The 22,323-nt window shown below is 71.9% G+C and carries 20 protein-coding genes; 7 read left to right on the forward strand and 13 right to left on the reverse strand.

Features of this window, described 5'->3' with window-relative positions:
- The first annotated feature begins 24 nt into the window (after window positions 1-24).
- A complete protein-coding gene (locus OQ02_RS04405) occupies window positions 25-984 on the forward strand; it encodes an MBL fold metallo-hydrolase (protein WP_033436776.1) in 960 nt (319 codons plus the stop codon).
- Window positions 981-2,396 carry an FAD-dependent monooxygenase gene (locus tag OQ02_RS04410; RefSeq protein WP_197043209.1) on the forward strand — a complete coding sequence of 472 codons (1,416 nt, stop codon included), beginning with the start codon at window positions 981-983 and terminating at the stop codon, window positions 2,394-2,396. The genes OQ02_RS04405 and OQ02_RS04410 overlap by 4 nt, the downstream gene beginning before the upstream one ends.
- Here OQ02_RS04410 and OQ02_RS04415 read toward each other — a convergent pair.
- Both OQ02_RS04415 and OQ02_RS04420 read right to left on the reverse strand, forming a co-directional pair.
- Window positions 2,371-3,732 carry a cytochrome P450 gene (locus tag OQ02_RS04415; RefSeq protein ID WP_033436777.1) on the reverse strand — a complete coding sequence of 454 codons (1,362 nt, stop codon included), beginning with the start codon at window positions 3,730-3,732 and terminating at the stop codon, window positions 2,371-2,373. The two genes, OQ02_RS04410 and OQ02_RS04415, sit on opposite strands and share 26 nt — an antisense overlap.
- Entirely contained in the window at window positions 3,732-4,523 is a 792-nt protein-coding gene (locus tag OQ02_RS04420) for an SDR family NAD(P)-dependent oxidoreductase (RefSeq protein ID WP_033436778.1), read from the reverse strand. The genes OQ02_RS04415 and OQ02_RS04420 overlap by 1 nt, the downstream gene beginning before the upstream one ends.
- A 113-nt stretch (window positions 4,524-4,636) precedes the next feature.
- Between OQ02_RS04420 and OQ02_RS04425 the strand changes: the two genes are divergently transcribed.
- Window positions 4,637-5,203, forward strand: a complete 567-nt coding sequence (locus tag OQ02_RS04425; RefSeq protein WP_033436779.1) for a TetR/AcrR family transcriptional regulator — start codon at window positions 4,637-4,639, stop codon at window positions 5,201-5,203.
- On the opposite strand, the gene OQ02_RS04430 is transcribed toward OQ02_RS04425, so the two are convergent.
- Window positions 5,193-6,638, reverse strand: a complete 1,446-nt coding sequence (locus tag OQ02_RS04430) for an aldehyde dehydrogenase family protein (RefSeq protein WP_033436780.1) — start codon at window positions 6,636-6,638, stop codon at window positions 5,193-5,195. The genes OQ02_RS04425 and OQ02_RS04430 overlap by 11 nt on opposite strands.
- Window positions 6,639-6,673: 35 nt before the next feature.
- Complete coding sequence (locus OQ02_RS04435) at window positions 6,674-7,399, reverse strand: aminoglycoside phosphotransferase family protein (RefSeq protein WP_051771667.1); 726 nt, start codon at window positions 7,397-7,399, stop codon at window positions 6,674-6,676.
- Between the two features lie 51 nt (window positions 7,400-7,450).
- Here OQ02_RS04435 and guaA point away from each other — a divergent pair, with 51 nt between their 5' ends.
- Window positions 7,451-9,010 carry a glutamine-hydrolyzing GMP synthase gene (guaA, locus tag OQ02_RS04440; RefSeq protein WP_033436782.1) on the forward strand — a complete coding sequence of 520 codons (1,560 nt, stop codon included), beginning with the start codon at window positions 7,451-7,453 and terminating at the stop codon, window positions 9,008-9,010.
- Between the two features lie 68 nt (window positions 9,011-9,078).
- Here guaA and OQ02_RS04445 read toward each other — a convergent pair whose 3' ends face one another.
- Window positions 9,079-9,282, reverse strand: coding sequence for a hypothetical protein (locus OQ02_RS04445; RefSeq protein ID WP_033436783.1), 204 nt, complete (start codon window positions 9,280-9,282; stop codon window positions 9,079-9,081).
- Window positions 9,275-10,492 carry a PspC domain-containing protein gene (locus OQ02_RS04450; RefSeq protein WP_033437038.1) on the reverse strand — a complete coding sequence of 406 codons (1,218 nt, stop codon included), beginning with the start codon at window positions 10,490-10,492 and terminating at the stop codon, window positions 9,275-9,277. Before OQ02_RS04450 ends, OQ02_RS04445 begins: the two co-directional genes overlap by 8 nt.
- Window positions 10,493-10,602: 110 nt before the next feature.
- Between OQ02_RS04450 and OQ02_RS04455 the strand changes: the two genes are divergently transcribed.
- Window positions 10,603-11,841: an ATP-binding protein gene (locus OQ02_RS04455; protein ID WP_231499855.1), complete on the forward strand. Its 1,239-nt coding sequence runs from the start codon at window positions 10,603-10,605 to the stop codon at window positions 11,839-11,841.
- Window positions 11,838-12,488 carry a response regulator gene (locus OQ02_RS04460; RefSeq protein WP_033436784.1) on the forward strand — a complete coding sequence of 217 codons (651 nt, stop codon included), beginning with the start codon at window positions 11,838-11,840 and terminating at the stop codon, window positions 12,486-12,488. Before OQ02_RS04455 ends, OQ02_RS04460 begins: the two co-directional genes overlap by 4 nt.
- 10 nt (window positions 12,489-12,498) lie before the next feature.
- Here OQ02_RS04460 and OQ02_RS43565 read toward each other — a convergent pair whose 3' ends face one another.
- The 3 genes from OQ02_RS43565 to OQ02_RS04475 all read right to left on the reverse strand — a co-directional run bounded on the left by OQ02_RS43565 (window position 12,499) and on the right by OQ02_RS04475 (window position 15,747).
- Window positions 12,499-14,208: a serine/threonine-protein kinase gene (locus OQ02_RS43565; protein ID WP_051771681.1), complete on the reverse strand. Its 1,710-nt coding sequence runs from the start codon at window positions 14,206-14,208 to the stop codon at window positions 12,499-12,501.
- A gap of 21 nt (window positions 14,209-14,229) precedes the next feature.
- Window positions 14,230-14,640 (reverse strand): SsgA family sporulation/cell division regulator, encoded by a 411-nt coding sequence (locus tag OQ02_RS04470; RefSeq protein WP_033436785.1) that lies wholly within the window; start codon window positions 14,638-14,640, stop codon window positions 14,230-14,232.
- A 183-nt stretch (window positions 14,641-14,823) separates the two neighbouring features.
- Window positions 14,824-15,747, reverse strand: coding sequence for a DMT family transporter (locus OQ02_RS04475; protein WP_051771684.1), 924 nt, complete (start codon window positions 15,745-15,747; stop codon window positions 14,824-14,826).
- A gap of 76 nt (window positions 15,748-15,823) precedes the next feature.
- On the opposite strand from OQ02_RS04475, the gene OQ02_RS04480 reads away from it, so the two are divergent.
- A complete protein-coding gene (locus tag OQ02_RS04480; RefSeq protein WP_033436786.1) occupies window positions 15,824-16,717 on the forward strand; it encodes a LysR family transcriptional regulator in 894 nt (297 codons plus the stop codon).
- A 1-nt stretch (window position 16,718) separates the two neighbouring features.
- Here OQ02_RS04480 and OQ02_RS04485 read toward each other — a convergent pair whose 3' ends face one another.
- The 4 genes from OQ02_RS04485 to OQ02_RS04500 all read right to left on the reverse strand — a co-directional run bounded on the left by OQ02_RS04485 (window position 16,719) and on the right by OQ02_RS04500 (window position 22,004).
- A complete protein-coding gene (locus tag OQ02_RS04485) occupies window positions 16,719-18,299 on the reverse strand; it encodes a serine/threonine-protein kinase (protein ID WP_033436787.1) in 1,581 nt (526 codons plus the stop codon).
- 108 nt (window positions 18,300-18,407) lie between these two features.
- Window positions 18,408-19,787, reverse strand: a complete 1,380-nt coding sequence (locus tag OQ02_RS04490) for a serine/threonine-protein kinase (RefSeq protein WP_033436788.1) — start codon at window positions 19,785-19,787, stop codon at window positions 18,408-18,410.
- 361 nt (window positions 19,788-20,148) lie between these two features.
- Window positions 20,149-21,063 (reverse strand): hypothetical protein, encoded by a 915-nt coding sequence (locus tag OQ02_RS04495; protein ID WP_033436789.1) that lies wholly within the window; start codon window positions 21,061-21,063, stop codon window positions 20,149-20,151.
- Window positions 21,064-21,221: 158 nt separating this feature from the next.
- Entirely contained in the window at window positions 21,222-22,004 is a 783-nt protein-coding gene (locus tag OQ02_RS04500) for a hypothetical protein (RefSeq protein WP_156076863.1), read from the reverse strand.
- Window positions 22,005-22,323 lie beyond the last annotated feature (319 nt).

Raw genomic sequence — 22,323 nt, forward strand, 5'->3', positions numbered from 1 at the left:
GCCAAGGGCCCTATGGTGGGTTGTGTGGCAACGAAGCCGTTCGCGTCCAGCGCCGACCTCGCGCCCAAGGACGAGAAGTTCGTGGAGTTGGCCGACGGCGTCTACACCCTGACCGCCGAAGGTGACCCGAACGTCGGCGCGATCGAGGGCGAGGACTTCCTCGTCTGCGTCGAAGCCCGCGCCACGCCGAAGGCCGCCCGGCGCTGGCTGGACGTCCTCCGCGAGCGCACCGACAAACCCGTCCGCTACCTGGTCCTGAGCCACTACCACGCGGTCCGGACGTTGGGTGCGAGCGCGTTCGACGCGGCCGAGGTCGTCTCGCACGAGAACACCAGGGCGTTGATCGCCGAACGCGGTCGGGCGGACTGGCTCAGCGAGTACGGCCGGATGCCCCGGCTGTTCGAGGAACCCGAGGGCATTCCCGGGCTGACCTGGCCGACCCTCACCTTCTCCGACCGGCTCACCATCCCGCTCGGCGGTGACCGGGGTGAGGTCGAACTGCGCTTCTCCGGACGGGGGCACACCGCCGGGGACATCGTGGTGTGGCTGCCGCACCAGCGGATCCTGTTCGCGGGTGACCTGGTCGAGTCGCAGGCCGCGCTGTACACGGGCGACGCGTTCCACGACGAGTGGGCCACGACGACGCTCGACCGCGTCGCCGCGCTGGGTGCGGAGCAGTTGGTGGGTGGGCGCGGCGCGCCGGCGCGGGACCGGGTGGAGGTGGAGGCGGCCATCGCGCAGTCCCGGCACTTCCTGGACGAACTCCGTCGGGCGGTCGGGACGGTGCACGTGGGTGGTGGCACGGTGAAGGAGGCGTTCGAGGCCGCGCATGCCGCTCTCGCGCCGCGCTACGGGCGTTGGCCGATCTTCGAGCACTGCCTCCCGTTCGACGTGCAGCGGTACTGGGACGAGTGCGATGGCGTGGACTGGCCCCGGATCTGGACGGCGGAGCGGGACCGCGAGGTGTGGGCGGCGTTGCGATGAGCCCGGGGTCGCGGCCGGTGCTGGTGGTCGGCGCTGGTCCGGTGGGGCTCACCGCCGCGCTCCTGCTGGCTCGCGCGGGTGTGCCGACGACGGTCCTCGAGGCTGCCGAACGCCGCCAGGGGGTCGGCTCGCGGTCCATCTGCGTGCACCGGGACGTGCTGAACATCCTGGAACGGGTCGGCGTCGGGCAGGCCGTGGTCGACGCGGGCGTCACCTGGTACCGCGGCCGGACCTACTACCGGGACCGCGAGGTGCTCACCGTCGAGCTGCCGCACGCGGAGGGCTTCCCGCCGTTCGTCAACACGCCCCAGACCGTGGTCGAAGAGATCCTGCATGCGAAAGCCAGTCGACAGCCGCTGATCGACCTCCGTTACGGTCAGAGAGTCGTTGGTGTGCAACAAACCGACCGCGTCATCCTGCGGACGGTCGACGAGATCCACGAAGGCACGCACTGCGTGGCGGCGGACGGTGCGCACTCGACGGTCCGCGAGCTGCTCGGCGTCGCGTTCGACGGCCACTCGTTCGCCGACCGGTTCGTGATCGCGGACATCCGGGTCGACCTGGGTCACCCCGAGCCGGAGCGCCGCTTCTACTTCGACCCGCCGTGGAACCCCGGCCGGCAGGTTCTCGTGCACCCCCAGCCGGACGGGGTGCACCGGATCGACTGGCAGGTGCCGGAGGGTTTCGAGCTGACCGAGGATCACATCCGCGCGATCACCGGCGACCGTCCGTACGAGGTGCTGTGGCAGTCCACGTACCGCTTCCACCAGCGCCGAGCCGCCCGGTTCCGGGTGGGGAACGTCCTGTTGGCGGGCGATGCCGCGCACGTGATGAGCCCGTTCGGCGCGCGTGGCCTGAACTCGGGGGTGTGCGACGCGGACAACGCGGCGTGGAAGATCGCCCTCTCCCGTGCCGGTGAGGCGGGTCCGCACCTGCTGGAGTCGTACCACGACGAACGCGCGGCGGCGGCCGATGAGAACCTGCGCGTCACCGGCAGGACCATGCGCTTCCTGGTGCCGCGGACGGAAGCCGAACGTGCCTACCGGCGGCACGTGCTGGAGCACGGTCTGACGGACCGGATCGACTCGGGCAGCCTGTTCGAGCCCTTCCCGTACCGCGATTCACCGTTGACCACGAACGGCAACGGCGAACTCCGCCCGCACAGCCACCGCTACGGCCCCGGCTTCACGGTGGAGGCGGACGCCCTGATCCGCCCCGACGGCCACACCGCCGCCCTCGCCCCAACCGGCCGCGCCCCAACCCACCCCAACGGGACCGATGGCACCCCGCCCGAGGCCCGCCCAGCCGAGCGCACCCCCATCGAGCGCGCCCCAGCCGGGTTCGGTCAGGGCGAACTCGACCGGGCCCTGCGTCGCGCCAAGGGCTTCACCGACGCCGAGGCGTCAACATGAACCCCTCCGGCTTCAACGTCAGCGTCTCCGCCACCTTCAGCCGGTAGTCGGGCGAGCCGACCAGGTCATACCGCCGCAACACCGTGCCCAACGCCAACGTCGCCTCGTGCAAAGCGAACTGCCGCCCGATGCACGCCCGTTCACCCGTCCCGAACGGCTTGTAGACGTGTCCGGGCCGCGCGCGCACCTCGGCGGGCGCGAACCGGTCCGGGTCGAACGCCTCCGGGGTCGGCCACACCTCCGGATCGCGGTGCACCGACGGGAGCAGCACCAACGCCCACTGCCCGGTCCGCATCGGGTACTTCCCGCCCAGCACGGTGTCCTCCCGCGCCTGCCTGCCGTACCCCGGCGCGGTCGGCCACAGGCGCAGCGCCTCGTCCAGCACCCGCCGCACGTACCGCAGCTTGGCGACCTGCTCGAACTCCGGCACCTCCGCCGAACCCCACACCGCGTCGATCTCGGCCCGCGCCCGCTCGACCACCTCGGGGTGCCGTGACAGGTAGTGCAGCGCGAACGACAGCGCACCGGACGTCGTCTCGTGCCCCGCCACCAGGAACGTGATCACCTGGTTGCGGATGTTCACGTCGTCCAGCTCGCCGGACGACAGCATCAGCCCGAGCAGGTCCGTCCCGTGCGTCCCGCGCCGCGACCGGATCACCTCGTCCACGACCTCGGCCAGGTACGCGAGGTCGCGTTCGTACTGCTCCCTCGCCGCACGGCCGAACAGCTTGCGCACCAACGGGAGCGTGGTGGTCGTGCCCTGCGCGTACGCCAGCGACCCGACCATCGCGCGCACGAACGGGTGGGTGGAGGACCGTTCGAACGACTCGAACGAGTACCCGAACCCGACCTGCCCGATGGTCTCCAGGGTCAGCTTGGTCATGTCCGCCGACACGTCCACGACCTCACCCCGGTCCCACTTCTCGACCAGCCGCGCGGTCACGTCGACCATGGTCGAGTGGTAGCCGCGCATCGCGCTCTGCGTGAACGCGGGCAGCAGCACGTCGTGCGCCGCCTTCCAGTTCGGCTCCTCGTTGTAGGCGGTGAACAGGCCGTCGCCGCCGATGTCGCGCAACGCCTCCACGCCGAGCGCGAGGTGCTTGGAGAACCGCGACTCGTCGGCCAGCTCCGCCGCCAGCCCGGCGCCGGCGACGAAGACGATCTCCCGCCGCAGGAACCGCCGGGTGAAGATCGGTCCGAGGTTGCGGGCCTGCGCCATGGTGTCCTGCACGGGCGTGCGCCGGCCCGCACCGACGACGTCACCCAGCAACGGCACCCGCCAGCGCGGGTGCGGGATCGCGGTCGTGTCCATGGAGTCCATCGCTTTCGCAGCCATCAGCGCTTCCCCTGGTTCGCCCCGCTCATCTTCCGCATCACTTCGTCGTTCGACATCACCCGCTGCATGGCGGACGAGAACGCCGGGAACGCGCTGCCGAGCACGCTCAGCGCCCGCAGCTCCGGCGGCGCGACGTTCAGCTCGGCCTCGTCCTGCTCGATCGCGGTCAGCACGCCGGCCGCGACCTGTTCCGGCGACACGGTGCGCATCCCGGCGGGCGGCTTGGCGCCGGTGTCGGCGAACATCCCGGCGTCCCGCACGAAACCGGGCTGCACGATGGACACGCCGACGCCGGTGCCGTGCAGTTCGTCGCGCAGCCCCAGCGCGAACCCGCGCAGCCCGAACTTGGTGGCGTTGTAGAGCGACGAGTACGCGGAGGCGACCTTGCCCGCCAAGGAGCCGACGTGCACGACGTGCCCGCGTCCGGCGGCGAGCATCGACGGGAGCAGCGCGTGCGTCAGCGCGATCGGCGCTTCGAGGTTCACCGCCAGCGCCCGTCCGACCTGCTCGGGCGTGAACTCCAGCAGTGCCCCACTGGCCGGCAGCGCGGCGTTGGCGACCAGCACGTCCACCGCGCCGACCTCCTCGACCAACCGCCGCACGCCGTCCGGTTCGGCGAGGTCGGCGGTGATGGCGCGGGCGCCGGTCTCCGCGGCCAGCGCTTCCAGCTCGGTCGTCTTGCGGCCGGTCAGCACGAGGTCGGCGCCCCGGCGGGCGAACGCGCGGGCGATGGCGTGTCCGATGCCGCCGGTCGCGCCGGTGAGCAGAACGGTCGTTCCGTCGACGTGCATGGGACCTCCGTTGACGCTACTGTTCGTTCGAACGAACAGTAGCGCGGATGGCGGCGGCCGTGAATGGCCACCGAGTTTCGGGTGGACGAGGCGGAGCAGGGGACAATGACGCCATGACGAGGCCCGCCGAGACCCGGCAGCGGATCATCAGCGCCGTGCTGCGGATCGTCGGCGACGACGGGATCGCGGGCGTGACCAACCGGCGCATCGCGCAGGAGGCGGGCGTCTCGCTCGGTTCCGTCACCTACCACTTCGCCACCCAGCAGGACCTCCTGCGGGAGAGCCTGCGGTACTTCGTCACCGAGGAGACCAAGCGGTTCGGCGAGCTGGCGAAGGAGAACTCGACCGAGTGCGCCGACCTGGCCGAGGTGGTCGAGATCGTCGGCCAGGTCGCCGAGGCCACCCGGACGGACAGCGAGCGCCTGGCGCCGTACGAGCTGTACCTGCACGCCGGCCGCGACCCGGAGCTGCGCGCCGCCGCCGCCGAGTGCTTCGCCGCCTACGACCGGCTCGCCGCGACCGTCCTGACGTCCATGGGGGTGAAGGACGCAGACCGGGTCGCCGGTGCCGTGGTGGGCATGGTGATGGGCCTCAAGCTCCGCGCCCTCGCCACCGGTTCCGGCACCGAAGACCTGGTCGACGGCCTGGTGCTGTTGGCGAAGGGCGCGGTCACAGAGTGATGCCGGTGAGGACCATCGTGCGCTCCTCGGTGAAGTCGACCATCGCCGACCGCACGCCCTCACGCCCGGTGCCCGACCCCTTCACGCCGCCGTACGGCATCTGGTCGGCCCGGTAGGACGGCACGTCACCGATGATCACGCCGCCGACCTCCAGCTCGGCGGCGGCCTCGAACGCCACCGTCACGTCCCGCGTGAACACACCGGCCTGCAACCCGTACTCCGTGGCGTTGGCCTGCTCGAACGCCTCGGCCACCGAGTCGACTACGGACACCGCCAGCACCGGCCCGAACACCTCCTGGTGCCACACCTTCGCCGACTGCGGCACGTCCTGCACCACGGTCGGCTCCACGGTCGTCCCGGTACGCCCGCCGCCGGTGTGCAGCGTCGCGCCGGCGGCCACGGCCTCGGCCACCCACTCCTCGACCCGCTTCGCGTTGTCCTCGTCGATCAGCGGCCCGACCTCGACCTCCGGGTCGTGCGGGTCACCGGTCTTCAACGCCCGCACCGCCTCCACCAGCTTCGGCACGAACGCCTCGGCCACGTCCCGGTGCACCAGCACCCGCTGCACCGCGATGCACGACTGCCCGCCCTGGTAGTTGCCGAACGTGGCGATCCGGGACGCGGCGAAGTCCAGGTCGGGCCAGTCCGGGCAGATGATCGCGGCCGAGTTGGAGCCCAGCTCCATCAGCACGTGCTTGCGCGGCGCCGAATCGGTCAGCGACCAGCCGACGGAGGTGGAACCGGTGAACGAGATGACCGGCAGCCGCTCGTCCGTGACCAGGGACTTCATCTCCGAACCACGCACCGGCAGCACGGAGAACGCGCCTTCCGGCAGGTCCGTCTCGGCCAGCAGCTCACCGAGCAGCAACGCCGACAGCGGCGTGGCGGACGACGGTTTCACGATCACCGGCGCGCCCACCGCCAACGCGGGCGCGACCTTGTGCGCGACCAGGTTCAGCGGGAAGTTGAACGGCGCCACGGCGAGCACCGGCCCGCGCGGCACCCGGCGCACCACGGCCATCCGGCCCTCGCCGTTCGGGTCGGTGTCCAGCCGCTGGAGGTCGCCGGTGAACCGCCGCGCCTCCTCCGCCGCGAAGCGGAACGTGTTCACCGCGCGCTTGACCTCGATGTCGGCCCACTTCAGCGGCTTGCCGTTCTCCGCCGTGATGGTCTCCGCGATCTCCTCGGCCCGCGCCGCGATCGCCCGCGACACGTGCTCCAGCGCCGCCGCCCGCACGTGCGCCGGTGTGCGGCGGAACTCCTTCGCCACGGCCGCCGCGGCGGCGACCGCCCGTTCCACCTGCTCCGGTTCCGGCACCGCGACCGAGGCCACCTCGGTGCCGTCGTACGGGTGGTGGACGGTGATGGCTTGCCCGCCCTGCTCGGCGTGTCCGGCGATCCAGCAGGGCCTGGGCTGCGGGGTGAACGCGTCCATGGTCCACACCGTAGGCCCGCACGGGGTGGTTGGACCTATCGATCTTGGAAGTGATTTCGGACGTACTCCGCATGGCCCAGGTAGTAGTGGTCGTGGCCCTCCGCCCGCTGCCGCGCGAACTCGGGCCGGTCGCGGATCATCGTGATCATGTCGTCCAGCCTGGCCAGCACCCGGCGCCCCAGCCCGGCCACCGGGATGCCGTACTCGGCGCAGAACAGCCCGGCCCGCCGCCACTGCTCGTCCGGCGTGCCGAACTCCGGGGAGAACGGCACCAGGCAGTACGCCGTGTAGGCGACGTCCCACCACCGCGGACCCGGCCGGGCGGTGTCGAAGTCGAACACCCCCGCGGGCAGGCCGTCGCGGAACACCATGTTGTACGGCGCGAGGTCGTTGTGGCAGATCACCTCGACGGGCGACAGGGCCGGGTGCTGCCAGCCGTCGTCCACCGACACCGCGCCGGACGCCACGAGCGCCGCCGACGCGTCGTGCAGCCGGCGGACCATCCGCGCCACCGCCACCAGCACCTCGTCGGTGCGCAGTCCGTCCGCCAGCGGCGGGTGGCCCACCTCACCCTCCAGGTACGACAGCACCTCGCGCCCGCGGTCGTCCACCCCGTGCACGACCGGCGAGATGCCAAGCGGGGCAAGGTGTTCCAGCAGCCGGTGCACGTTCGGGGTCCACGGGCCGGTCGGCCTGCGCACCGTCGACCCGACCCGCACCACCTCGTTGAGCCCGCCACCGGTGAGCGCTTCCTCTTCCACGCATGACATCCTTCACCTGCGCGGATCCGCCAGACGAGAGGTTTTCCCCCAGTGGCCGAGAGCAGCAACCGCCCTGTGCTGGTAGTCGACTTCGGTGCGCAGTACGCGCAGCTGATCGCCCGGCGGGTCCGGGAGGCGCAGGTCTACTCGGAAGTCGTCCCGCACAGCACGCCGGTGGCGGAACTGCTGGAACGCGACCCGCTCGCGATCGTGCTGTCCGGCGGCCCGTCGAGCGTCTACGAGCCCGGTGCGCCCCAGATCGACCCGAAGCTGTTCGAGGTCGGCGTCCCCGTCTTCGGCATCTGCTACGGCTTCCAGGCCATGGCGGGCGCCCTCGGCGGCACGGTCGAGCACACCGGCACCCGCGAGTACGGCCGCACCGACCTGGGCGTCCAGCAGACGGGCGGCCTCCTGCACGAGGAGCTGCCCGCCAGCCACCCGGTGTGGATGAGCCACGGCGACTGCGTGACGAAGGCGCCCGAGGGCTTCACCGTGACGGCGAGCAGCGAAGGCGCGCCGGTGGCCGCGTTCGAGGACACCGAACGCCGGTTCGCGGGCGTGCAGTACCACCCGGAGGTGGGGCACTCGCCGCACGGCCAGGAGGTGCTGCGCCGGTTCCTGCACGAGATCGCGGGCATCCGGCCGCAGTGGACGACGTCCTCGATCGTGGACGAGCAGGTGGCCCGCATCAAGGAGCAGGTCGGCGACGGCAAGGCCATCTGCGGCCTGTCCGGCGGCGTCGACTCGGCGGTCGCCGCGGCCCTCGTCCAGCGCGCCATCGGTGACCGGCTGACCTGCGTGTTCGTCGACCACGGCCTGTTGCGCGCGGGTGAGCGGGCGCAGGTCGAGCGGGACTACGTGGCCGCGACGGGCGTGAACCTGGTGACCGTGGACGCGCGCGAGCGGTTCCTGGACGCGCTGGCCGGCGTCACCGACCCCGAGCAGAAGCGCAAGATCATCGGCCGGGAGTTCATCCGGGTCTTCGAGCAGGCCGAGCGGGACCTGAAGGCCGAGGGCGACTACTCGTTCCTGGTCCAGGGCACGCTCTACCCCGACGTGGTCGAGTCGGGCGGCGGCGCGGGCACCGCGAACATCAAGAGCCACCACAACGTCGGCGGCCTGCCGGACGACCTCCAGTTCACCCTGGTCGAGCCGCTGCGCGCGCTGTTCAAGGACGAGGTGCGCCGGGTCGGCACCGAACTGGGCCTGCCGGAGACGATCGTGCAGCGCCAGCCGTTCCCCGGCCCCGGCCTCGGCATCCGGATCATCGGCGAGGTGACGGCCGAGCGCCTGGACGTCCTGCGCAAGGCCGACGCGATCGCCCGCGAGGAGCTGACCAGCGCCGGTCTCGACCGGTCGATCTGGCAGTGCCCCGTGGTGCTGCTGGCGGACGTGCGCAGCGTCGGCGTGCAGGGTGACGGCCGCACCTACGGCCACCCGGTCGTGCTGCGCCCGGTGTCCAGCGAGGACGCCATGACCGCGGACTGGACGCGCCTGCCGTACGACGTGCTGGAGCGCATCTCGACCCGCATCACCAACGAGGTGAACGAGGTCAACCGGGTGGTCCTGGACGTGACGAGCAAGCCGCCGGGCACCATCGAGTGGGAGTAGATCCCCCGAGCACGCGAAAGGCCCGTCCTCCCCAGGACGGGCCTTTCGCTTTCCCTGCCATCCCCCCGCTAGCGGCGCCGTCGAGCCGACCCCGCCAGCAGTCCCAGACCGATCACCATCGCCCCGCCGGCCAGCGCCCACCTCAGGTCGAGGAAGTCCGGCCAGGACGCGCCGTCGGAGAGCATGTAGGCGGCGGCGACGAGGGCCGCGAGCCCGAACACCAGCCCCACCACGTCGACCCCACGCTTCTCGATCGAATCCCGGTCAGCCACGACTCACCTCCACGTCTCCGACTTCACTGCGCACGTCCAGCACGATCTTCAGGCCGCCTTCGCCATCGGCGCCGTTGTCACTGACTTCCTCGCGGCTGTCCTTGCCGTCGGACTTCTGGTCCAGGCACGCCACCGAGCCCAGCTCGGTCCGGCAGGTCACCGTCACGTCCGCGTCGGCGGGCACCCTGACCTTCGCGCTCCCCAACCCGACCTCGACCTCCGTGGTCACGGAACCCTCGTTCGGCAGGCCGGTCAGGTCCAGGTCCACTTCACCGATGCTCGTCGCGTAGCGGGCTTCGACCTTCTCCACCGACGTCGGTCTGGCCTCGGTGTTGCCCATCCGGTCGGAGTCGATCCCCTCGAAGTCGACCGACGTCAGCGCCACCCCGATCATCGACATCGGCACGACCAGCCAGAGCAGCCCGCGCCCACCGTCACCGCGGAGCGCGCCGATCACCATGCCCGCGCCGAGCACCGCGACCAGCAGGCCGAGGACGTGCTCGACGCCGAACCACGACGAGTACGACGACGCCACCAGCGACCCGGCCAGCACCACCATGGTCGCGCCGAACGTGGCCACACCCACCCGTGACCTGCGGCGCACCGGCCGCGGGGCCGGTACCGCCGGCGTCGTCGCCGCCGGCGTGCCCGCGGGCTCCGGCAGGTCCCACGCGAACGGGGCCGCGCCGAGCGGGTCCCAGGCGGGCGGCGACACCCTCGTGGTCGTCTGGTCGTCCGTCGACACCGGTTCCCCCACGTCGAAGGCCGGTGCGTCCGGCCGGTTGAGCTGCCCGCGACCGCGGTGCAGCAGGTAGATCGAGCCGACGGACAGCAGCACGCCGCCGACCATGGTGAAGCCGCCGTCGACGAAGAACCCGGTCGCGGGGATCACCGCGATCCCGAGCAGGATGGTCAACGCGGTCGGCGTCGAGCTGCGGCCCCGCCCGAGCAACGACTCCGCCGCCGACACCTCGTCGTCGGCCTGCGCCAGCAACAACCAGCCCAGCAGGTAGATGAGCACCCCGGCGCCGTTGCACAGCGCCATCGCGACGAACGCGACCCGGACGATCACCGGGTCGAGCTGGTACCGCCGTGCGATACCGGCGGCGACACCGGCGATCTTGCGACCGTCGTGTGGCCGCCTGGGCCTGGTGGCCCAGAAGTCCCTCAGCGTCTCTTCGACGTTGGCTGCGCTGATGTTCCCGCTCACGGTGACCAGCTTGCTCAGAACCGGCGCGCCGCACATCGGGGACGCACCCTGAACCGGGCATCGGGTGGAACCCTGATGACCGCCCCCTGCGCGCGTGTGACCATCGAGAGGTGAGTGTGGAGACGAAGGCCGTCGTCGATCCGGTGCGCCGCAGGCGGACGGGTCGGGTGGTCGCGGGCGTGGCCGGTGGTGTCGCCGACCACCTCGGCATCGAGGTGTTCTGGGTGCGAGCGGCGTTCGCCGCGTTGACCGCGCTCAACGGCGTCGGCGTGATCGCCTACGGCCTGTTGTGGCTGTTCGTGCCGCAACGCCCGGTCAGCGAACCGGAGGACCCGCCGAACCCGAGGGAACGCCAGCAGGCGCTCGGCCTGGTCGCGCTCGGCATCGCCGCGGCCGTGCTGGCCGGTCTGTTCTCCGGCCCGGTGAGCGGCTGGATCGCCGGGCCGCTCGCGGTCGCCCTGGTCGGCGCCGCGGTCGTCTGGCGCGAGGCCGACGAGGCGCAGCGCCGCCGTTGGCGTGACGGAGCGAAGTCCGGCTTCCTCGGGGCGGGCCGCAGCACGATCGTGCGCGTCCTGGCGGGCATCGCCCTGGTCGCCATCGGCATCGGCGTGCTGCTGGTCAACAGCTACGGCATCGACCAGCTGCGGTTCGCGCTGCTCGCCGTCGTCGCCACGCTGGGCGGTGTCGCGGTGCTCACCGTGCCGCTGTGGATCAAGCTCATCAACGACCTCGGCGAGGAGCGCCGGGTCCGCATCCGCACCGAGGAGCGCGCCGAGATCGCCGCCCACCTGCACGACTCCGTGCTGCAGACGCTGGCGCTGATCCAGAAGCAGGCCGAGCAGCCGCGCGAGGTCAAGCGCCTGGCCCGCGGTCAGGAGCGGCAGCTGCGGGAGTGGCTGTACGGGCGGGTCGTCGACGACAACAGCCAGCCGACGATCATGTCCGCGGCGATCGCCAAGGCCGCCGGCGAGGTGGAGGACAGCTTCGCGCTGGCCGTGCAGCAGGTCGTCGTCGGCGACTGCGAGCTGGACCCGAACCTGTACGCGCTGGTCCAGGCGGCCCGTGAGGCGATGGTCAACGCGGCCAAGCACGCGGGCGTCGGTGAGATCAGCGTCTACGGCGAAGTGGAACCCGAACGGGTGACCGTGTTCGTCCGGGACCGGGGCAAGGGCTTCGACCCGGAGACCGTGCCGGAGGACCGGCATGGCCTCGCGGACTCGATTGGGGGGAGGATGGACCGGCACGGCGGCGAAGTCCGGATCCGCACCCGGCTGGGTGAGGGCACGGAGGTGCAGCTGATGATGCCGAGGAAGACCGCAGACAAGCGAGAGACGGGGTCCAGGACATGACCGTCCGGGTGTTCCTGGTGGACGACCACGCGCTGTTCCGCGCCGGGGTGCGGGCCGAGCTGGACTCGATCACCGACGAGATCGAGGTGGTCGGCGAGGCCGGTTCGGTCGGTGAGGCGGTTGCCGGCATCGGGCACCACCGGCCGGACGTGGTGCTGCTCGACGTGCACATGCCGGACGGCGGTGGCGCGGAGGTGCTGCGGCAGATCCGCACGGCGCTGCCCGAGGTGGTGTTCCTGGCGCTGTCGGTGTCCGACGCGGCCGAGGACGTCATCGCCGTCATCCGCGCCGGTGCGCGCGGGTACGTGACGAAGACCATCTCCAGCCAGGAGCTGGTGCGCGCGGTGGTGCGGGTCTCGGAGGGCGACGCGGTGTTCAGCCCCCGGCTGGCCGGGTTCGTGCTGGACGCGTTCGCCGACCGGCCCGGTGCGGCGCCGATCAGCGACCCGGAGCTGGACCTGCTGACCCCGCGCGAGCGGGACGTGCTGCGGCTGCTGGCCCGTGGTTACGCGTACAAGGAGATCGCGTCGGAGCTGTTCATCTCGGTGAAGACGGTCGAGACGCACGTGTCGAGCGTGCTGCGCAAGACGCAGCTGTCGAACCGCTACGAACTGTCCCGCTGGGCGTCCGACCGCAGGCTGGTCTGAACCCGGCCCGCTAGCCGGTCTCCCGGGATTGGACGATCAGCAGCCTGCCTTCGGCGAACTCGACCGTGAGCTCGTACCAGCCGGCTGTTTCGTGCCCGTCCTGCACGAACGTCACCCGCACACGTACGAGGAACCGGGTGGGGTGGCCCTGCTCGGCGCTGATGTCGTCGGCGCGGACCTGCTCGTACCGACTCCAGTTGCCGGTGTAGTCCTCGAAGGTCGGCCGGTAGTGCGTGGCCAGGTTCCGGTAGGCGGTCTGCGGGTCTTCCGGCAACGACTCGTAGTGCCCGCGCACCATCGCCACCGCGTCCTCGGTGGTGTAGGCCGGTGCTGTGGTCGTGACCGGGGTGCCGGGCCCGTTGCGCGCCCGGGGCCACAGGTACGCGGCGGCGCCTCCGACCACCGCCAGCAGCACCAGCACGGCCGCCACGGTGACCGGCACCAGCCAACGACGTCGCTCGTGCTCGGGGGACGGATCGGCGGCCCCCTCGCCGGTCTGCCCACCACGCTGCCCGCCGGCCTGGCCGGTGGACTTCTCGGCGGGCACCTCGGCAGGCACCGTCCCCGGCGATGCCGCGGCCGGCTCAGCGGGCCACTTCGCGCGGCGCTCGGCGGGTGACTTCGGGCAGGGCTGAGCGGGCGACGCGGCGGGTGGTGCGGTGTCCGGGTCGTCGGAACCGGCACGTGACTTGGCGCGCCACTTCGGGCGTGGTTCGGCGGGCGACGCTGCGGGCGACTCTGCGGGCGGCTCTGCGGGTGACGCGGCGGCCGGGTCGTCGGAACCGGCACGTGGCTTGGCGCGCCACTTCGCGCGGGCCCTGGCGGGCGGTTTCGCGGCCGGTTCGGCGTGCGACTGGTCGTGCGACTGGCCTTCTGACTGGCCTTCTGACTGGTCAGGCGACTCGGGCTCGGCGGGCGGCTCGGCCAGCAGTCCGATCGCCTCGGCGGCGGTCGGCCGGGTGGTGGGGTCGGTGGCGAGCATCCGCATCAGCACGCCGGTCAGCGGCCCGGAGCGGGTCGGTGGCTCGACCTTGCCCAGCGCGGCCCGGTACAGCAGCCCGAAGCTGTTGTCGCTCACACCGTGGGGCGATTGGCCCTCGGTCGCCGCGTACAGCGTCGCACCGAGGGAGAACACGTCGGAAGAGGTGTCCGGCTGCTCACCGCGCGCCACCTCGGGCGCCAGGTACGCGGGAGTGCCGGTGATCATGCCGCTGCCGGTGAGCGTGCCGTCGCCCGCCGCGCGGGAGATGCCGAAGTCGGTCAACTTGACCGTGCCGTCCTCGCCGATGAGGACGTTGGACGGTTTCACGTCCCGGTGCACGATGCCCGCCGCGTGCGCCGCGGCCAGCGCGGAGGCCACACGACCGCCGATCCGGGCCGCCTCGGCCGGGTCCACCGTGCCCCGCTCGGTCAGCAGCGCACCCAGGGTGCGCGCGGGGACGTACTCCATGACCAGCCAGGGCCGGTCGTCCTCGACCACCACGTCGAAGACCGCGACGGCGTTGGGGTGCTGGAGCCGGGCCGCGTTGCGCGCCTCGCGCATGGCCCGTGCCCCGACCACCTGCACCTCTTCGAACGCCAGGTCCGGCCGGAGCTCCTTCACCGCCACCGGGCGGTCGAGCAACGCGTCGCGCGCCAGCCAGACGACGCCCATCGCGCCGCTGCCGATCTGCTCGACCAGCGTGTACCTGCCGCCTACCGTCCCCCCGGACTCCGCCACGCCCAGAGGGTAGGCGATCGGTCAGTTGGTCGAGACCAGCTTGGCCAGCTCACGGTCGAAGTCGATCCACAGGTCCTCCTCGCCGGGCTGGACCACGTCGTAGGTGAGGTCGAGGAACTCGGCGATGTCCTCGGCCTCGGCGGACAGGATCGCGAAGCCCGTCGGCGCGTTCAGCTCCAACAGCACCCGCTCCGGGTCGTCGGCGGCCGGCCGGACCAGGATGTCGCCTTCACCGGACGACGTCAGCAGGCCGTCCGCGAGCAGGTCCCGGGCGAAGATCCACTCGACCTTGCCCTGCCCGGTGTGGAACAGCACGGCTACCGCGTACGGGTCCTCTGGTTCGTAGTGGAGTTCGGCCGCCACCGGCGCCGGGGTGATGCCCGGGACGAGGAGGTGGAACGTCGTCGTGATGGTGATGCTGTCGTTGCTCATGTCCAGTGGGTTCCCTTCCGGAGTCGTCCCTCTCATGTGAGGAGACGTCCGAGAGGGGGAATCGGGACGCGGTTCGCGTGAACACCATACGATCGGGGGAGACCTGGGTCTCAAGTCCACCCGTTTGCCCACGACCCCTGTCTCACTTGGCCGTACCGACGAGTAACAGTCGGTCAGCGCAGGTCACTTGAGCGTAGTCGCAGGCTCCTTCGGCGCCGGCGCGATGACGGCGGCGGGCTGCTTCCGGGTCAGCGCGACGCCGACGAGGACCACCGCCATGCCGATGACGACCCGTGCGTTGAGCGCCTCGCCGAGGAACAGCGCGCCGAGCAGCACCGAGACCACGGGCAGCAGGTAGCCGACCATCGTGGCGTTCGTCGGGCCCTCGTCCTCGATGACGCGGTAGTGCAGCGCGAACGCCACGCCCGTCCCGAACACGCCCAGGATCGCCACGGCGACCAGCGGCCCCAAGGACAGGTGCACCGGCTGCAACCCCGCCACCGGCATCGCGATCGCCGCCATGCCCGTCGCGGCCACCAGCTGCGTCGAGGAGATCTGCATCGACGTCAGGCCACGCCCGGACACCGTGCGGCCGATGTAGGCGTAGGCGACCGCGTAGGACGCCGCAGCGGCCAGGCACGCGAGCGCGCCCCAGCTCGCCAGACCGGCCTGCTGCCACGGCGCGAAGATCAGCAGCACGCCCGCGAAGCCGAGCACGAGGCCCGCGAGCCGCGCGGGGTTGCGCTGCCGCTCCGTGCCCAGGGCCAGACCGATGCCCAGCGCCCACAGCGGCGTGGTGGCGTTGAGCACACCGGCGACGCCCGAGTCCACGGTCTGCTCGCCGATCGCGAACAGCGCGAACGGCAGCGCGGTGCCGAAGAACGCGGCGAGCGTCAGGTGCCGCCAGGACTGCTTGTCCCGGGGCAGCCTCTGCTTGTTCCAGTACACGAGCGCTACCAGCACCACGGTGCCGAGCGCGGTGCGGGTGAAGGTGATCTGGATCGGCGAGAGGCCGGTCAGTGCGATCTTGATCCACAGGAAGCTGGACCCCCAGATGAGGGCTAGGACACCCATCCTGATCAGCGTGCCGGGCTTGTTCACGGACACACTTTGCGCGGTCGCTTGGCATCAGCACAAGTGAATAGAACTGCACGATCCTTAAGCACAGCTGTAAGGTCGCGGCATGTTGGACGTGCGACGCATGCAGGTGCTCCGGGCCGTGGTGGCCACCGGTTCCATCACCGCCGCGGCGGTGAACCTCGGGTACACGCCCTCGGCCGTCAGCCAGCAGGTCACGGCCCTGGAGAAGCAGGCGGGCCTGCCGCTGCTGGACCGGGTCGGACGGGGCGTGCGGCCGACCGTGGCGGGCCGGATGCTCACCGAGCACGCCGCGCACATCGCCGACCGGCTGGTCGAGGCCGAGTCGGCGCTCGCCGACCTGCGCGCGGGCCGGACCGGGCGGCTCCGGGTGCGGTACTTCGCCACCGCGGGCGCGGCACTCGTGCCGCCCGCCGTGGCGCTGTTCCGGGCCAAGCACGCGGACGTCCGGCTCGACCTCAAGCTGACCGAGCCGGTCGACCCCATGGTGGAGGTCGAAGCCGGCCGCGCCGACGTCGCCATCGTCGTCCACCACGGCGACGGCGAGCCGCCTCGGGGCGTGCACCTCGTGCACCTGCTCGACGACCCGTACCTGGCCGTGCTGCGGCGCGGGCACGAGCTGACCCGCAAGCGCGTGATCGAACTGGCCGACCTGGCGGAGGAACCGTGGGTGGACTCGGTGATGTCACCCGGGCCGTGCCGGGACATCGTGCTCGACGCCTGCGCGGGCGCCGGGTTCGCGCCCAACGTCGTGGTCGAGGCGGACGACTACCCGACCGCCCAGGGGTTCGTCGCGGCCGGGCTCGGCGTGACCATCGTGCCCAAGCTCAGCCTCGGCGTGGTCCACCCCGGCGTGGTGATCCGCAAGCTGCGCCACCCCGAGCCGACCAGGACCATCTGCGCCGCGATCCGGGAGGAAGGCGTCGGCTCACCGGCCGTGACCAGCCTGCTCGAAGCCCTGAAGGCCTCGTCCCGCTAGGTCACGGGTAGGCGAGCAGCTCTTCCTTGTCGATGAACAGGCCCTGGCCCCGCCAGGCCAGGCCGACCAGCTTGCGCTCGGTGGTGCGCGAGCCGTTCTTCATCTCGTACTCGAGGACGACCACGTACGCGTAGTCCGCGTTCTGCGACACCTCGCGGAGGGAGACCGACTTCACCTGGTCCCACCGGCCCTTGAAGCCGGCGAGCCCGCCGGACGTCGTTTTCATCTTGTCGCTGAGGCGGCCGAAAGCCTCGTCCGAGTCCGCCGGGAGCATGGCGAAGTAGTCCCGGACCGTCTGCTCCTGCTGCGCGGGCGTCGGGTCGGTGGTGATCGTGAGGGGCGGGCTGACCGGCTTCTTCGGCGGGGTCGCCGACGCCGAACCGCCCGCTTCCACGGCCGTGTTCGACGTGGTCGCGCCGGCCTGCTTGTCGTCGGCGTCGCCGTCGGACACGATGCTGGCCAGCAGGATGCCCACGGCGGCGGCGCCCGCGACGGCGAGCGCGGTGACCACGGCGGACCGCCTGCTCTTCATCGGACCGCTCTTCGCGGCCGGTCTCGACGCGCCGATCGGGTGGCCGTGCGGCGGGGTGTGGCTCTGCTGCCGCTGCGGCGCGGGCTGCAGGGCGGGTGCCACCCTCGTCGCGGCGGGCTGCGGGCTGTGCTGGACGGCCGGCGCACGGGTCGCCTGAGCCTGCACGGGCGTGCCCTGCCACGACGGCGGGTGCGACTGCGGCATCGCCATCGGGAACTCGGGCGCGGCCCGTCCCGCCGCCACCGCGGCCAACGCCTCGCGGGCCTCGGCCATGGTCGGCCGGTCCTCGGGCTCGGCGCGCAGCAGGCGCATCAGCAGCGCGGTCAGCGGACCGGCCTGCTTCGGCGGCACGACCTTGCCGGACGCCACCTGGTGCAGCAGCGCGATGGTGTTCTCGTTCAACCCGAACGGCGGTGCGCCCTCGATCGCCGCGTACAGCGTCGACCCCAGGGAGAACACGTCGGACGGCGGGCCCGGGTCGTACCCCTTGGCCACCTCGGGCGCGAGGTAGGCGGGCGTGCCCGCGAGCATCCCGGTGGCCGTGACGGTGACGTCGCCGGTGGCCCGGGAGATGCCGAAGTCGGTGATCTTCACCGTGCCCTCGTTGCCCAGCAGGATGTTGCCCGGCTTGATGTCGCGGTGCACGATGCCCGCGTTGTGCGCGGCGGCGAGCGCCGAGGCGACCTGCGAGCCGATCGAGGCCACGTCACGGGGAGGCAGCGTGCCGCGCTCGGACAGGGCCGACGAGAGGCTCTTGGACGGCAGGTACTCCATCACCAGCCACGGCTGGCCGTCGTCCTCCGCCACGTCGTACACCGCGATCGCGTGCGGGTGCTGGAGGCGGGCGGCGATCCGGCCCTCGCGCATGGCGCGGCGCTTCGCCTCGTCCGTGTCGGCTTCCGCCAGGCCGGGCTGGAGCAGCAGCTGCTTGACCGCGACGGTCCGGTGCAGGCGCTCGTCGTGCGCCTGCCAGACGATGCCCATCGCACCGCTGCCGATCCGCCGGCCAAGTCGGTAGCGGCCGGCAACCAGGCGGCCATCGTCGCTCACGGCGTGCTCCCAGTAGCTGCTAGGGCTTCATTCAGTGGCACACGACAAGACGCCACTAGGACAAGAACGTTGCGTCACCCGAATGGGATCGGCACCACCTTACGAGGTTCACGATCCCCCCGACACCACGGTGGTGACCGGCGGGGCCGACGTCGTCGTCGGCGCGCTCGTGGGCGTCGGCACCGAGGCGGTCGTCTTCGTCGTCGTGACGGGGGTGGTGGTCGGGGGTGGTGGCGGTGGCGTGGTGGTGGTCGTCGGCTGCTCGACCGTCGTGGTCGGCTGGACCGTCACGGTCTCCGTCTCCACCGTGGTCGTCACCGCGCTCGTCGCCGGCACCGTCGTGGTCGGCGTGGCCGTGGACGAGCTCGTCTCGCTGATCGGCGGCGTGACGGGCTCCTTCCGGTCGAACACGTCCAGCGCCACCAGCAGGAAGCCGAGCAGCAGCACCACGCCCAACGCCACGGCGGTGATCACCAGCGGCCGGTTGCCGCTGGGCTTCGACGGCGGCGGTGGCGGCGGGCTGACCGGCAAGGCGCCATCCGTCGAGCGGTGGCCGGGCCGCACCACGCGGGTCCGGTCGCCGTCGATGAGGGCCGTGGCGCCCGCGGTGACCACCGGCGGGAACCCGGGCGAGCTGGCCGGCAGCAGGCCGGTCAGGCTCGGGTCGCGGCCCTGCGCGACCGCGTTCAGCAGGTCGCGGGCCTGGGCCATGGTCGGCCGGTCGGCCGGTTCGTAGCTGAGCAGCCGCAGCAGCACGTCGGTCAGCGGGTGGTCGAGCGTCGGCGGGTTGATCCGGCCCGCCGCGACGGAGTGCAGCACGCCCAGCGTGTTCTCCGACAACCCGAACGGCGGTTCGCCCTCGGCCGCCGCGTAGAGCGTCGAGCCGAGCGAGAACACGTCCGAGGCGGGCGACGGGTCCTGGCCGCGGGCGATCTCCGGCGCCAGGTAGGCGGGCGTGCCCGCGATCAGGCCGGTCTTGGTCACGGTGACGTCGTCGCTGGCCCGCGAGATGCCGAAGTCGGTGATCTTGACGAGGCCGTTGTCGGCGAGCAGCACGTTGCCGGGCTTCACGTCCCGGTGCACGATCCCGGCCGCGTGCGCGGCGGCCAGCGCGGCGGCGGCCTGCATGCCGATCTGCGCGACCTCGATCGGGTCGAGCGGCGCGTGCTCGGCCATCGTGTCGGCCAGGCTGTACGACGGCAGGTACTCCATGACCAGGCACGGAGCGCCGTTCTCCTCCACCACGTCGTACACCGCGATGGCGTTCGGGTGGTGCAGCTTGGCGGCGATGCGTCCCTCGCGCATGGCGCGCTGGATGGCCTCGTCCTGCTCGCGCTCGTCCAGGCTCGGTGCCAGCAGCAGCTGCTTGATCGCCACGATGCGGCCCAGGCGCTCGTCCTGCGCGCGCCACACGACGCCCATCGCGCCGCTGCCGATCCGGTCCAGGAAGCGATAGCGGTCCGCGATGACGCGATCCTCGTTGCTCACCGGACCACCTCGCTGGGGCGTTGCGTGACCGCGGCGGTGGCAGCAGGTCTCACGCTCGGGCTCCTCGTCGTGCGGATCGGTGCGCGGAACAGGCTAGGCCACCGCCCGCCCGCAGAGCCTACCCCGGTCGTGACTACGCCTTTCGAGCCGTCGCGCAGGTCACGTGAGCCGAGGGGTGACCGGGAAGGGATACCCGATACCGACCCGTAGGGACACCCGTTCGCACGAAGATCGCGGTATTTGCGGCCGAACGGCCCAACCGCCTGGTGAGCCGTCCGACCGGGCGCGCCGGACCCCGTGCCGGGACACCGCGAACGGTCCACCCGGGTATCCCGGGCGGACCGTTGTGGACGGTGTGCCGTCAGCTCGCCGGGGCGAAGAAGTCGAACCCGCCGCCGAGCGGGTTCAGGATTCCACCGAGGTCGAGCCCGAGGTCGAGGCCGATGCCCGTCTCCTCGGTCGGCGGCGGGGTGGTCGTCTCGGACGACGAAGGCGGCGGCGCGGTGCTGGAGCTCGGCGGCGCGGGCGTCGTGGTGCCGGTGCTGGTGCTCGGCGGCGGGGTCGTCGTTTGCTCGCTGGTCGACGGGGACGCCTGGGTCGTCGGCGCCTGCTCCGTCGTCGTGGTGGTGGTGGTCGTGGTCGTCTGCTGCGGTGCCTGCTGCGGCGCGCGCTGAGCGGTCTGCTCGACCGTCTGCTGCTGCGTCTGCTCGGGCGTCGTGGTGGTGGTCTCGGCCTGTGCCTGCTGCGCCTGCTGCTGCTTGGCGGCGGCTGCGCCGAGGTCCTTGGTGAGCGGGTTGGTGCCCCGTGCGGCGGCGCGTGCGTCGAAGCGCACCTCGGCCAGCGGTCGCTCGTCCGGCGACGACATCAGGCTGGACGCGGAGAACGCGACGGTGCCGGCGAGCACCACGCCACCACCGGCCATCGCGACGAGCTTCGGCACGGAGAACCCGCCGCCGCGCTCCTCCTCGCCGGCGCGCCCTTCGCGGCGCAGCAGTTCGGTGATGTGCAGCTCGCGGCCGGACAGGTTGGTCGCGGGCGACTTGCCCGTCGAGGAGCTGGGCCCTGCCGACGATCGCGCCGCAGAGGGTGCCCCGGACGACCGGGCCGCGGACGACAGCGCTGCCGCCGAGAAGCGCACGGTGTCCTCGTCGTCGTTGATCCGCTCGGTGATCCGCGGGATGGGCTGCGTCTCCGCCTCGCGCCTGGCGAGCAGGTCGGCGACCGACAGCTTGGCCGTCGAGCCATCCTGTCGACGGCGTTTGTCGTCGTTCGACACCGCTGGAACACCTCTCCCGGGGAGTGCATTGCGCTACTGACCGGGATCATGGATACCGAATCGTGACCGTCTTCGTAACCCCTTTGAGTGAAGTTTGTTTGGCAAAGGCACGATTTATGTACGCTAAGTGAACGTTTGGGGAAGATCGCTACGGAGAGTCAGCTGCGTTGGGCTGATAGGACCTCGGCGCCGACGATGCTGGGCACGGTCGTCTCCGTCAACCGGAAAACCTGCTCGACCCGCATCCACCGACCCGTGCGCTCCTGCATCGACACCACCGCGAGCACCGTGCCGTCCGGCCGCAGGGTGGTCGACTCGATGGTGATCGCCTGCACGTCGTCCCACGACGCGACGAAGTCGTCGACGTCGCCGCCGAGGAGGTCCCGCGACAGCAGCCGGGACGCGTCCGCGGGGTTGGCCGGCAGCAGCTCGAAGAACCGCCGCACCACGTCCACGCGGGGGTTCGGCCCGGCCACCAGGCTGGACGGCGGCACCACCACGGCCGGTTCGACCAGCAGGTCGGCGGCGGGCGGCGGGCCCTGCTGCGCCGGGGCGGCAGCCGGTCGCGGTCGGTCGCCACCCAGCTCCGCCGACAGCACGTCCGGCCGGAGCGCGGACGCCCCGTTGATCGCCGCGGGCGCCGCGGCGTGCGGCTGCTCGGGACCGGTGGGGCGGTTCCCCGCCAGGAAAGAGGCGGCCGAGACCGCGGCGAACAACACGATCGCCCCGGTGGCCACACCGGCGAGCTTGACCGCCCGGGTGGGTGGCCGCCGGGTCGTCGGCGGCTCCTCGTCGCCCAGCAGTTCGGTGGCCAGGGTGCGGCCGGCGGCGTGGCCGTGGAACTGGATGCGCACTGGTACCGGCTGTTTCCTGATCAACTCGGCCACCGTGACCGAACCCGCGCGGTTGTGCCTGCGACCGCTCTTCCTAGGGCGCTGCACTGGCGACTCCCTCGTCGTGACGTCGCCAAGACTCGTACCGTGCCCGGCGGACGAGAAGCCAGCTCAGCGCGGGAGTTCACTCGTTCGTGGCGGCCAGTGGTCAAAAGTCGTCGCTCGAACGGGCGAAGGACTACGGAACGGCGCTACGGGGACGGCGCACAGGACGCGCGTCACGGCGCTGCCTACGGCCACCGCCACTACCCGCCACCGCCGCCACTGGTGCGCCGCTACATACGGCCGCCACGCGCCCATCGCCGGGTGCCCGCAGTCGGATGCCGCCGCCACGTGCCGCCGTCGGATGCCCGCCGCCGCGCACCGC

Source organism: Saccharothrix sp. NRRL B-16314, assembly GCF_000716595.1.
Taxonomy (GTDB): Bacteria; Actinomycetota; Actinomycetes; order Mycobacteriales; family Pseudonocardiaceae; genus Actinosynnema.